Source organism: Pelorhabdus rhamnosifermentans (assembly GCF_018835585.1).
Taxonomy (GTDB): Bacteria; Bacillota; Negativicutes; order UMGS1260; family UMGS1260; genus Pelorhabdus; species Pelorhabdus rhamnosifermentans.
In genome coordinates this window covers 1-244 of the sequence record NZ_JAHGVE010000172.1, presented here as the reverse complement: position 1 = coordinate 244, position 244 = coordinate 1, and the positions used below count along the sequence as shown (strand labels likewise).

Sequence of the window (244 nt, the reverse complement as noted above, 5' to 3'; positions counted from 1 at the left end):
GATCGCGCTCACCTTGCTGCTTGGCCTGAGCAGCTACGCGTGCCTGGTGGGCTTTGACTGGGTGGGCCTCAAGCGCACCGGCAAGCGCCTGCATCCGGCGCGGGTGGGCATCACCGCCTTCATGGCGCATGCGGTCGGGCAGACGCTGGGCTTTGCGGCGCTCACCGGCGGCGCGGTGCGCCTGCGCGGCTACGGCAGCGTGGGGCTGACGCTGGCCGAGATCGGCCAGGTGGTGCTGATGAGC

At 71.3% G+C, this 244-nt stretch carries 1 protein-coding gene; it reads left to right on the top strand.

Translation table 11 applies throughout. The annotated features are described in order from the left end of the window. A partial coding sequence (locus tag Ga0466249_RS26235; protein ID WP_215832427.1) for a hypothetical protein occupies nt 1-244 on the top strand: 244 nt, incomplete at both ends.